The following is a 12,672-nucleotide window of genomic DNA, read 5'->3' as shown; positions in this document are numbered from 1 at the left end:
ACACATTTCTAGAACATCAACATAGCGGTGAAACGTATATCATCCCGCAGTACAACACGAAATTCTTGATAAGCGAGAATGACATATTTACGATTCGCTCGATTCTATATAGTGTAAATGTAAGCGCTAGCATTAATGCGATTGATAACAATTCGATAGATAATGATGCTCACTCGATGATCAGAATGTTCTCATCATTACCTATAAGGAGGGGATGTCGCGATGCATGAAACAGGAAGCGTACATATGCGAACTGTGAATTCAGCACCGAAAGAAAAGCGTAAGGGCAGAAACGAGACATGGAAGAAGATTTGTCAGAATTGGGAGCTTTACATTTTTATCGCACCCGCATTCTTTTACTTCCTCATTTTCAGCTATGGACCGATGTATGGGATTCAGATTGCTTTTAAGAACTACATTCCGTCAAAGGGCTATTTTGGCAGTGAATGGGTAGGCTTTGATCATTTCATTCGATTTTTTAACTCGTACTATTTCTGGGATTTGCTGTGGAACACGCTCAGTATTAGCTTGTATGAATTAGCCATTGGATTCCCAATCCCAATTATTCTGGCGCTTGCGTTTAACGAAGTGAAGGATGGCTTCTTCAAGCGACTTGTTCAGACCGTTACGTATGCACCTCATTTCATTTCTGTCGTTGTTATGGCGGGGATGATTATTACCTTCTTGTCTCCATCGAACGGTATGATTATTCATGCCATTGAAGGTTTAGGCTTTAGTGCACCGCAGTTTCTGACAAGCCCTGGTTGGTTTAAGACGATGTATGTATTCTCAGGCGTGTGGCAGAGTGCGGGTTGGGGGACGATTATTTATTTGGCGGCACTCTCGGGTGTAGACCCAGGCTTACATGAAGCGGCAATCATTGACGGGGCCTCTCGCTTCCAACGTGTTCGCTACATCAATATACCAGCGCTTATACCGACCATGACCATTCTATTAATTCTGAATATGGGTGGCTTGTTAAGTGTAGGTTTTGAGAAAATATTACTTCTGCAAAATTCGTTAAATATGTCAAGCTCTGATGTGATTTCAACCTTTGTCTATCGATCTGGTCTTGTCGATGCGCAATATAGCTTCTCAACAGCTGTTGGTTTATTTAACTCCATTGTCAATTGCATCCTGCTCATTACGGTGAATCAGATTGTCCGCCGTACGAGCGAGAACAGTCTATGGTAGAAGGAGGTTGGAATTTATGGTATCAGGTATAAAGCTATCTAAGCGAGACCGAATATTCCTAATTTGCATCTATACGTATGTGGCAATAGCATTGCTGTTAGTCGCATATCCCATCTTATATATTATTAGCGCATCCATCAGTGATCCGAAGATGGTTGCTTCCGGTGAAATGTGGCTCTTTCCAAAAGGAATTACCTTTAAGGGGTATGAGATTGTATTTCAGAACTCGAAGATTTGGACGGGGTATGGAAATACGATTTTGTATACATTGCTAGGCACAACGATTAACTTGGTCGTTACGATGCCAGCGGCATATGCACTCAGTCGTAAGGACTTTGTAGGCCGTGGGTTTTTCATGGGGATGTTCATGGTAACGATGTTCATTGGAGGCGGTCTCGTCCCTACATACATGTTGGTAAAAGGGCTAGGCATGGTCAACACGATGTGGGCACTGGTAATTCCTGGCGCAGCGTCAATCTGGAATATTATCGTCTCTCGTACCTTCTTCGCGAACTCCATTCCAGCTGAGCTTCAAGATGCGGCTCAAATCGATGGCGCGACGAATATTCGATTATTCCTGCGGATTGTTCTCCCGTTATCGATGCCAATTATCGCAGTTATGGCCTTATTCTACGGGGTAGGGCATTGGAACAGCTATTTCGGCGCCATGATCTACCTGAATGATGATGCGAAATATCCATTACAGCTTGTGCTTCGTCAGATTCTCGTTCTTCAGGAAATGCAATCTCAAGTAGGTGGCATTATCGATGCGACAGCTGCAGCAGCCCAGAACAACAAGGCAGAAATTGCTTCACTTGTGAAGTATGGGGTCATTATCGTATCTACGCTTCCGATTATTGCTGTCTATCCATTCTTGCAACGTTATTTCGTGCAAGGTGTCATGATTGGCTCTGTTAAGGGTTGATCTTAAGATACAAGTAAAAAAGGGGAGGTTTTTGTATGATGAATTATCGTAAAACTGGACTCATGTTGTTATGTCTTTCCATGTCAATTTCTATTTTTACTGCATGTGGATCGAGTGGCGATAAGGGGACGGCAAGCACAGAAAGCTCAGACACAGCCGCAGAGGTTCATAAGACGGGCTTTCCTATCGTGGATGATCCGATTGAGCTTTCTATTATGGCACCGGATGTAGGGCGTCAGGATTGGAACAAGATGCCTGTTATTCAGGAATACGAGAAGATGACGAATATTAAGTTAAAGATTCAAAACGCCCCACAAGACAGCTTTGAGACGAAAAAGAATTTGGTATTTGCAAGCGGTACGCTTCCCGATATTTTTTATGCGGCGGATCTAAAAGGATCGGATCAAGTTACCTACGGAAGTCAAGGATTGTTGCTGCCTTTAGAAAAATACATTGATGAGGGCTACGCACCTAATTTAAAAAAAATTCTCGATGCAAATCCGGATATTCGCAAATCAATGACAACACCAGATGGACATATCTATGCACTACGCAATATTCAGCCATCTGCGGTATGGTATCGTGGACCGATGTGGTATAACGGGAAGTTCTTGAAGAAGTTCGGCATGGAGAACAAATTACCGCAGACAACAGAAGAGCTATACAACTATTTGAAGAAGGTTAAAGAGGAAGATGCGAACGGAAACGGTAAAGACGATGAGGTTCCTCTATCCTCTGTGAAATTAGATGATTTACGGATGTTCTTCCTCGGATTCTGGGGGATGTATAACGAGGATATCTACGTAGATAAGGAGAACAAAGTACACTTTCCACAAGCTGAACCAGCCTACAAAGAATATTTAACCTTCTTGAATCGCTTATGGAACGAGAATTTGCTGGATCATGAAACATTCTCTCAAACCGATGAGCAGAAGAAAGCAAAAGGGAAAAACAATCAAGTGGCCTTATTCTCCGATTATTTTCCATACTTCACGCTTGGTGGTGAACCGAGTGAAGATAACCCGATGATGCAGCCTGTATCTAGTGATATTGCTGGAACACCTGTATACGGCAAGCATCCTGGTATTAACACCATTGGCGGTTTCGCGATTTCTAACACGAACCCGAACCCGGAAGCAAGTATGCGCTGGATTGATTACCAATTTAGCGAAGAAGGGTATTCCTTCTGGGCATATGGACCTGAAGGTACGTTATTTAAATACAAAGATAAAGCAACAGGCGAGAAAGAATGGCTGCCAGTTCCAGATGGTACGGATCGTGAAGAATACCGCGGTACAATCACGCCAAACTACGGGATTAATACACCAGGTTCCTATGAGAACAGCTATGTTTTAGGTCTTCGTACTAGCTTTGATGACTGGATTGACAAAGAAACAGCTACAAAGCTTACACCTATTGCAAAGGCTCCCTTCCCATCGGTATTCCTGACGGTAGACCAACAGACGGAAATCAAAACACTCCGTTCCGATTTGGATAAATACGTGAAGGAAATGGAAGCAAAATTCGTTACAGGCGCAGAGCCATTAACCAATTGGGATAAATATATCGCTCAAATGAAAAAAATGGGGTATGAGAAGCTCGAATCAACGTATCAACAAGCATACGATACATGGGCTGCTAGCAAATAATTTGTGAAGCTTATACATTCTCATATTTTGAAAAACTTTCCGGTCATGCTAGGCATGACCGGAAAGTTATGATGAACCCTAACCGAGAAAGGATTATACGGTATCGTTAGGCTCAGTATTGGGATGATTACTATTCATCTGTCGATACTGGCCCGGGGTATAACCGGTTTCCTTTTTGAATTTTCGAATAAAGTTTGGTGTGTCGAGGTAGCCGACGCGCTGGATAATATCTTTTAACGGATCACTTGTTATTACGAGCTGTTCCTTGACCTTATCTAATCGTTTTTGCCAAATATATTGGACGAAGTTGATGCCGACCTTATCCTTGAATGAACGACTGAGATGGGAAGGTGAAATCGTAAACGCAGCAGAAACAGATTCAAGGCTAAGTGAATGATCAACATAGTGCTGGTCGATAAAAGCAACGATATGATCCATAAGTGAATGTTCTTCTTTTTTATGCGTCTGCTCTACCTGTGTACAAATCTGAGTGGCTAAACGGTAGAAATTCTGCTCTATAAGATGGACGGGACCATTCATGAAATGGGGAGAAGCAGACTGCATCATGTTATCCATCTTTAGCTCAACTGCAGTTTTGAGCATGGTATTCAGCAGGTCGAACAATACGCATCGCATCAGCAGGGTAGATCGTTGTTTATTATCAAGCCCATGGATGGCTGTGTGAATAATTTGATTGGCGACTTCGTAGTTGCCCTGCTTCAAGCTTTGTGCAAGCTTTAATAGCTCGTTACTAGGGAGTAACACCGTTTGATCATGGGCACTGGATAGCTTTTCAAAATACACGGTGGTTCCATGCTCGGTCGATTTACGTAATTCGAAGGCGGAGCAAGCCTCAACAAAGGATTGATTAAGCTGCTGAGGGCTCTCATAACATTTGCCTACACCGATCATCGGGTGGATATCCATTATGCCTAATGTATATTCACGGATCGCATCCACGATATGAACGATTTGTGCAGCGAGTGCCTCATCATCTTCGAGCTGTAAGCTCACAATGAGTGCGAGCTGATCCAATTGCGGGAGCTCTACACCGTATACTTGTGCAGCAAGCGCTGGAAATTCAATATACGCAAGCTTGCGATGTACTTCTTGTCGCGCCTGAAGATGCTGCTGTTCTAAGTCATCCCAGCCCATCATCATGACAAAATGATGACTTTGCTCGAAGTGCAGATGAAAGGTATCGAATATTCCATGCGTCATCATTTGTGCATGTCCATGCTTTAATAGCATGGAGAGAACATGGTTGCGTGCATAGGGCTCTTGGAGATCAACCTTGGAGCTATACTGCTGTAATGTTGATCGTATATACTCGAGCTCATTTCCGGAGGCCGGTGTATCTGTTTTTTTGTTCGTGAAGCGAACGAGCTCAGCAATCGGAAGATATTGCATCCGAGCGAATAATAGAGCGATGGCCGTTCCTACAATGGCGATCACAATGAATAAAATAATGATGAAGCTCCGAACATTAAGCACGCTACTGAAAAATTGATTACTCGCCATTAAAGTCACATATGACCAGCCATTGACATCCGATGTGACGGAAATAACCGAATGATCTTCGTTGTTTATCGATAGATTATGTATGCCGGGTGGAAGCTCTGATAACCGTTGGATATCCTGTTGGCTAACTGTATCTCCATGGCCACTATAGGATAAAACACGTCCATGATTATCAAAAATATACGTTAATCCTCGATAGTTACCGAGAACGGAATCGATCAGATATGCCAACTCTTTCTCTTTAATGAGGTACATGACAGAAGCATATGGATCTGAGGTGTTGGGAATGATCGGCAGGATATAGGTTAATACAGATTGCTCGAGTGGTGAATTTTGATTCAGCATGTTCGTAAGTCGAATGGATGGAAATTTGGACGAGTTTAAAGCAGTCACAAGTTCATCATTCTTCCAGCTTCCAAACTGATAGGAGCTACGAAATACATCCAGGCTATACATGCCATGATTGGAATAAATATTAGGGTCATGATGATAGTACAGAAATATATCCTCCACAATGGAATTGGAAGATTTGTAGCTATCTAGTGCCGCTATCGCGTCACGACTTTCATAAGGATCCAGTATGCGATAATGAGCGAGACGAGCGTCGTATGACATCCGTGACGCCATATCTCTTAAATCATTCATGCGTCCATCCACTACCGTTTTAATTTGGGTGAGCTGATTAAAGTGAGCATTTTCAATCTCCTTTTGTAAATTATCGGTAGCATTTCGGTAAATGAAAACGATTACAAATATAAGCGGAATAAGAAGGATAAGTAGATACGAACCGGTGAATTTCAGAAACAATTTCGATTTGAAATAGTTATAGTTCAAAGTGGTTTCCCCCTTTTTATGGAGTATACATGGAGATGTTTCTATCAAGCTTTGAATACAGCAAGATATAGATCGGCGCTTGAATACTTATTTATATTCCATAATAGGATGTTTATAGCGGATATTTATTTTTATGTCAAATGTTTTTTTGAAAATATATCATACTAAATCAATAGAATCGCAGCCTCAGAAGAGCTGCATGGAGGTCGTGCAAATGAGTGACGCTAATGTTGTCGAGGAGCAAATTGTTGTTGAAGGAGTTCACAATTACAGCACAGAGGAGGAGTACGTTAAGCCGGAGGATTCGCAGCTATTAGATCAGCTGGAATGGTTCAAGGATCAGAAGCTGGGCTTGATGATGCACTGGGGACCTTATTCGCAGCTTGGACTTGTTGAATCGTGGGCGCTTAGTGATAAAGATGGAGATTGGTCACGGGACGATATTGATTGGGGGGTTGATTCGACGGAGCTGAAGCGGCAATACTTCGGGCTGAATAAAACCTTTAATCCGCTCCGTTTTGAGCCTGAGAAGTGGGCAGAGGTTGCTGCAGAAGGTGGCTTCAAATATTTAAATTTCACAACGAAGCATCACGATGGCTTCTGTATGTGGGATACGCAAACAACAGATTATCGCATCACGGGTAAGGATTGTCCTTTCCATGCACATAAGTACGCGGATATTTGTAAGAACGTATTTGATGCTTTTCGGGCCAAGGGACTTGGGATCTCTGCCTACTTCTCCAAAGCGGATTGGCACACACCAACATACTGGGCCCCAGGTATGGAGACGGGGACGTTCATGAATCGAGGTCCTTCGTATCCAACACAAGATTATCCATGGCTATGGGAGCAATTCGTACAGTACACACATGATCAGATCATGGAATTGATGACGAAATATGGTCGGATTGAAATGCTCTGGTTGGATGCGGGATGGGTGTGTCCACAGAATAAGAATAATCCACAGGATATTCGGTTGGGTGAAGTGGTGGAGAAGGCACGTCAGCATCAGCCATGGCTACTAAGTGCAGACCGTACCGTTGGCGGACCTTATGAGAATGTCGTTACACCAGAGCAAACGTTGCCCGCGCGTCCCCTGCATATCCCATGGGAAAGCTGTATTACGATGGGGACTGCGTTCTCTTATCGGTATGAGGATCATTACAAGACGACACGTCAATTAATTCATTTGCTCGTTGAAGTTGTAGCCAAAGGTGGTAACCTGGCACTTAATGTCGCACCACAACCAGATGGCCGCTTGTCAAGAGTAGCGATGGATCGGATGAAAGGAATGGGCAGTTGGCTCAAAGTCCATGGTGAGGCGATTTATGGAACACGCATATGTGCGCCATACTCCGTTGGAAATACACATTTCACGAAAAAAGGCGATGTCATCTATGCTATCCATCTGTACTCAAAGGAGCAGGAACTCGTGATCAGTGAGATTTGTATTTCACTCGAGCAGGCTGTGACGCAAATAGATCTTGTTGGCGGACAAGAGAATCTAACATTTGAACGAACAACAACTGGATTGATCGTTCATTTACCAGAGAGCGAGCTTACGGGAATTGCCCCAATTGCACATGTATTTCGCATAAAATAACGAGTTAACTATGGGAGGAAGAGCAGATGCAGAAGTGGTTCACCGATGCAAAGCTAGGAATTTTCATTCACTATGGGATTTATGCGGTACAAGGAGTTGCAGAATCATGGTCTTTCTATAACGGGAGAATGTCTTATGAGGACTATATGAAGCAATTGAATGGCTTTACGGCCTCTAAATTTGATGCGAAGTATTGGGCAGAGCTGATTGCGAAGTCAGGAGCCAAGTATTCTGTTCTAACGACGAAGCATCATGACGGAGTAGCCTTATTTGATACGAAGTTCAGTGATTTGAGCGTTATGAAGGCGACACCTGCCAAGAGAGATATTATTAAGGAGTGGTCTGAGGCGATTCGAGATCAGGGTCTTCGCGTAGGGATGTATTACTCCCTCATTGACTGGTCTCATCCTGATTATCCATCAGTGTATGAGAAAGGCGTCGTACCAGATGACTTGAGTCAGGTAAATCGTTATTCAAGTCCGATGGATGGTGTCCAAGATCCAGAGCGATGGGAGAGATTTCTGGCATTTAACTGTAACCAACTGGGAGAAGTGTTAACGGAATATGGTCAGGTTGATCTGTTATGGTTCGATGGGGATTGGGAACGAAGCGCAGAGCAGTGGGGATTGCCAGCATTCAAAGATTATCTGAAATCATTTAATCCTGATCTTATTATAAACTCACGCTTGCAAGGGTATGGGGATTATAAGACGCCCGAGCAAGGTCTTCCCATTACGCGTCCGGAAGGTCCGTGGGAATTCTGCACGACGATAAATACGTCATGGGGTTATGTGCATACAGACCACAATTATAAATCATTGAATCAAATGATCCGAATGTTCTGTGATTGTATCAGCATGGGCGGGAATATGCTGTTAGATATTGGGCCCATGGAGGATGGAACGATTGATCCTAGGCAGGAAGCGATCTTGCTCGGACTAGGTGATTGGATACGTACACATGAAGAAGCCATCTATGGAACACAAGAGGGTATTATGACACGCTATTATTTAGGTGGCAGTACATTGTCTCCGGATAAGAAGAACTTGTACCTCTTCGTTTACGATACACCTAGGGAGAACATTTGCCTCAAAGGGCTGTGTAATCCCATTACAAAGATTACGGTGCTTCACTCAGGCAAGGAGCTCACCCATGAAATTCACGGTGGTGTGCCGTGGTTTCACATACCAGGTACAACTTGGATTCATATAACACCTGAAGAAATGCATGATCAAGTGACAGTGCTTAAATTGGAATTCGATGAAGAAATTGAGATGTACGGCGGCTCAGGCGCAGTTGTAACGCACAACTAAAGTACATTAACGGATAGAGGAGCATTCACATGGTAAATCGAAGTGGAGTACCAGCGCCTCACATGGTTTCATACGCCCCCAAGCATTATCTGTGCAGACGAGCGACGGAGTCGCTTGTCTTGGATGGGAAGCTAGATAAGCCCTTTTGGCAGCATGCAGCATGGACAGAAAAGTTTGTGGATATTGAAGGAGATCTGCGTCCGATGCCAGGAAAGGATACGAGAGTAAAGATGCTGTGGGATGATGAGTATTTTTACTTTGGTGCAGAGCTGATGGAAGATCAGATCTGGGGAACGCTGACAGAACGTGATTCCGTTATTTTTTACGACAATGATTTTGAGATTTTTATAGATCCGACAGGAGATTCCCATCAGTATTACGAGTTTGAGATTAACGCCTTGAACACGGTATGGGACTTACTCCTTGTGAAACCTTATCGTGACGGAGGTCCTCCAATCAACGGTTGGGATATCCAAGGCTTGAAGACGGCTGTTCATATCGAAGGTGAGTTAAATAACCCGCACGCTGACAATCGGAAATGGACGGTTGAAGTTGCAATACCATGGAATAGTTTAAAAGAATGTGCCACGGATCGACGATTACCATACGCTGGGGAGTTTTGGCGTGTTAATTTTTCACGTGTTGAATGGCAGACCGAGGTTGTCGATGATAAGTATCTTAAGCTTCACAACCCCGACACAGGAAAGCCTTATCCTGAGGATAATTGGGTGTGGTCACCACAAGGAATCATTAATATGCATTATCCAGAACTGTGGGGCTATGTTGTATTCGTGAATGAAGCGGGTCCATATCACTTCGACATCCCTCGGGATGAACATATCAAATGGGAATTACGGAAGCTCTATTATCGTGAGCGGAACTATTACGAAACACACGGCATGTTCACAACCGATTTTATTACATTATGTGAAGAGGATACATGGACCATTGAACCAAGCATTGAAACGACGACTAAAACTTTTATAATATCTGCATCAACATCAGATAAGACGTCCCGTCTTTACATTCGCGAGGACGGGTTTCTGTGGAAGGAGTGATTGGATATGGAAATGATTGAACGTAAGTTTCAGGAGAAGAAGATTTTGGCCAAGAGACGTGCAACGCAGTTATTTCAAATCTTTGAACAGGACTTGACGGAAGAAGAAATAATTGCACTTAAGTATCTCTATGCGTATATGCCAGTGAATGATTTGGCGGATTACAGTGGAGAGCTTTTCTTGAATCATGTGAGAACGACACTTAAGATTCGCCGAGATATGCCATGGCAAGTACCGGATCATATATTTTTACATTTCGTGCTGCCCTATCGTGTTAATACCGAAAACATTGAAGATCACCGCCATATTCTTCATAAGCAATTAGAGAAGCGAACTAGTAAGTTGACTATGACGGAAGCTATTCTTGAGACGAATTACTGGTGTCATGAAATGGCAACGTACATTGGGAGTGATTTGCGGACGATTTCGCCATTAACGATGATTCGAAATGCACGTGGGCGTTGCGGTGAAGAATCCACACTAGCTGTGGCAGCCCTTCGCAGTATAGGTATACCTGCACGTCAAGTGTATACGCCACGTTGGGCTCATTGTGATGATAACCACGCATGGGTGGAGGCATGGGCAGACGGTGAATGGTATTTTATTGGGGCTTGCGAACCGGAAGCCCGTCCTAATCAAGGGTGGTTTGGACCTCCAGCGCGTAGAGCGATGTTAATTAACACACGTATTCTCGCTAACTATCAAGGTCCAGAAGAGATTACGCTTGCAGATGAGTGGTTCACTGAAATTAATGTATTGGAAAATTACGCATCCACACGGATAATTACGGTTCATGTGAAGGATGAATTCGAGCAGCCTGTGCAGGATGCAGAAGTACAGTTCCAAGTGTATAACATGGCCGAATTTTACCCGATAGCCGTCCTATCTACCAATGCTCAAGGGGAAGCCACCTTCAAAACAGGTCTCGGTGACCTCATGATTCGTGCGGCAAAGAGTGGGAAGTGGGGGGAAGTGAAAATTTCAGTCGCGGCCTGTGATTGTGTTGAGCTTGTGTTGGATCAAGAAAATCAGCCCGATGCAGGCACGGTGGTCGATTATGATATGGTACCGCCTCCAGCGTGTGAAGGTGAGGTCATAGAGGAACTGTCTGAAACTCGTATCCAGCGACATCATGAACGTTTGGAGGAAGGGATCTCGATTCGAGCGAAATATGAAGTGACTTTTGTGACAGAAGAAGCAGCGAGGAGGCTCGGGATAACACTGGGTCTCCCGGAAGATCGTGTATGGACAGTGCTTCAGAAGGCACGTGGTAACAGTGTAGAGATAGCCGCCTTTTTGGAAGCAGCCACATCCGTGTATGGAGAATGGGTATTACGGTTATTAGAGTGTTGTAATGACAAGGATTTAATCGACACATTCATTCCAACCCTTACAGATCATGTGGCTGGTGCACTTGCTGTACGTGGTGAACTCACGGATGAAGTGTTCGTTCCCTACATTCTGCGTCCTCGTGTACATTCCGAGATGATTACACCGTATCGTACATTTTTCCAACAAGCTTTCACTTCAGATGAGGTGGCATTGTTCCTTCAGGACCCAACGAAGCTAGTCCAATTCATAGATGAAACGTGGGATATATGGACAGACCTTCCGAATCTGAAAGGGAAGGGAACGGCAGTGGGTACCTTTGAATTGCGCGTAGGTGATCGCAGTTCCCTGGATATCATGTTCGTATCCATTTGTCGTAGTTTAGGAATCCCAGCGCGATTGCATCCCATTGAATCCAAGCCGCAATTTATGGTGGATAATATTTTCGTGGATGCTCAATTTACTAAAGGCGTTGTTGGAGGCGGGATAGAATTAGCGAACGGCACTCTCATCCTTCATCGTGATCAAGGTGCAGGGACAGTCCAACCAACGGCTTCCTACTATGAGAATTTCACCTTAGCTCGGCTGGAGAACGGTTTTTATAAAACCTTATGTTACCCGCATGGCGCAAATGACCTATATGATACACCCCTTGAGGTTGAGCAGGGAGCATACCGTCTGACGACAGGCGTACGATTAAAGGATGGCACCGTGCTTATAAAGTTCACTTATTTCCATATTGCAGAAGGGGAAGAGACGAAGCTGGTCATGAAATATCGTCAATCTACATTAGAAATTCCAGTGTACGGCAAGGTGGAACGACTTAAGCAGCTGACCTCATGGGCAGGAGTAGAACAGTCTTTCGCAGATCTTATTGGTGGAAAGGGCGCCTATGTCGCTTGGCTGGAGCCGGAACGAGAGCCTTCAAAGCATTTGCTTCGTGAACTCTCTGAGTTGAAGCAAGAGTTTAATGCGCTAGGTGCTCCCATCATTCTTATTGTTGGTGACAAGCAATGGGCAGCTTCGTTTCGTCCCGAGGACTATCCCGATCTTCCGACAAATACAGTGTTTGTTCGTGATTCAACATATAATCTATTACCTGAATTCTTTGCATCTTCCCAAGCGAGTGAAGCGGGCTTTCCCCATCTTATCATTGTGGACCGTGAAGATCAGATTCGGTACATGTCATCAGGATATAAGATTGCAGCGAGCAAGGAAGCGATTCAAATCTTAACTAGGGTGTGAA

Annotated in this window: 8 protein-coding genes; 7 read left to right on the top strand and 1 reads right to left on the bottom strand. The window is 44.0% G+C overall.

From position 1 onward, the window contains the following. Nucleotides 1-246 precede the first annotated feature (246 nt). Genes M2444_RS26045 through M2444_RS26035 form a run of 3 tightly spaced genes read left to right on the top strand, consistent with a single transcriptional unit; the run spans nucleotide 247 to nucleotide 3,768 of the window. Nucleotides 247-1,194, top strand: a complete 948-nt coding sequence (locus tag M2444_RS26045) for an ABC transporter permease (protein ID WP_280788471.1) — start codon at nucleotides 247-249, stop codon at nucleotides 1,192-1,194. A 16-nt stretch (nucleotides 1,195-1,210) separates the two neighbouring features. Next, nucleotides 1,211-2,119 (top strand): carbohydrate ABC transporter permease, encoded by a 909-nt coding sequence (locus M2444_RS26040; RefSeq protein WP_094874569.1) that lies wholly within the window; start codon nucleotides 1,211-1,213, stop codon nucleotides 2,117-2,119. Between the two features lie 35 nt (nucleotides 2,120-2,154). Next, nucleotides 2,155-3,768, top strand: coding sequence for an extracellular solute-binding protein (locus M2444_RS26035; protein ID WP_094878103.1), 1,614 nt, complete (start codon nucleotides 2,155-2,157; stop codon nucleotides 3,766-3,768). 93 nt (nucleotides 3,769-3,861) lie between these two features. Here the strand turns inward: M2444_RS26035 and M2444_RS26030 are convergent, their stop codons facing one another. Then, on the bottom strand, nucleotides 3,862-6,123 hold the full coding sequence (locus M2444_RS26030) for a helix-turn-helix domain-containing protein (RefSeq protein WP_094874571.1): 2,262 nt from the start codon (nucleotides 6,121-6,123) through the stop codon (nucleotides 3,862-3,864). A 214-nt stretch (nucleotides 6,124-6,337) separates the two neighbouring features. Here M2444_RS26030 and M2444_RS26025 point away from each other — a divergent pair, with 214 nt between their 5' ends. From M2444_RS26025 to M2444_RS26010, 4 genes are read left to right on the top strand one after another with little or no spacing between them, the layout of a single operon-like run. Next, nucleotides 6,338-7,726, top strand: a complete 1,389-nt coding sequence (locus M2444_RS26025) for an alpha-L-fucosidase (RefSeq protein ID WP_280788385.1) — start codon at nucleotides 6,338-6,340, stop codon at nucleotides 7,724-7,726. A 26-nt stretch (nucleotides 7,727-7,752) separates the two neighbouring features. Next, nucleotides 7,753-9,039, top strand: coding sequence for an alpha-L-fucosidase (locus tag M2444_RS26020; protein ID WP_280788384.1), 1,287 nt, complete (start codon nucleotides 7,753-7,755; stop codon nucleotides 9,037-9,039). A gap of 29 nt (nucleotides 9,040-9,068) precedes the next feature. Continuing rightward, nucleotides 9,069-10,097, top strand: a complete 1,029-nt coding sequence (locus M2444_RS26015) for a carbohydrate-binding family 9-like protein (RefSeq protein ID WP_280788383.1) — start codon at nucleotides 9,069-9,071, stop codon at nucleotides 10,095-10,097. Between the two features lie 6 nt (nucleotides 10,098-10,103). Then, nucleotides 10,104-12,671 (top strand): transglutaminase domain-containing protein, encoded by a 2,568-nt coding sequence (locus M2444_RS26010; protein WP_280788382.1) that lies wholly within the window; start codon nucleotides 10,104-10,106, stop codon nucleotides 12,669-12,671. Nucleotide 12,672: the final 1 nt, after the last annotated feature.

This window comes from Paenibacillus sp. PastF-3, from assembly GCF_029893135.1.
In the GTDB taxonomy this organism is placed as follows: domain Bacteria; phylum Bacillota; class Bacilli; order Paenibacillales; family Paenibacillaceae; genus Paenibacillus_AQ; species Paenibacillus_AQ nitricinens.
The sequence above is the reverse complement of the archived record's forward strand: the minus strand, read 5'-3'. Positions and strand labels throughout refer to the sequence as shown.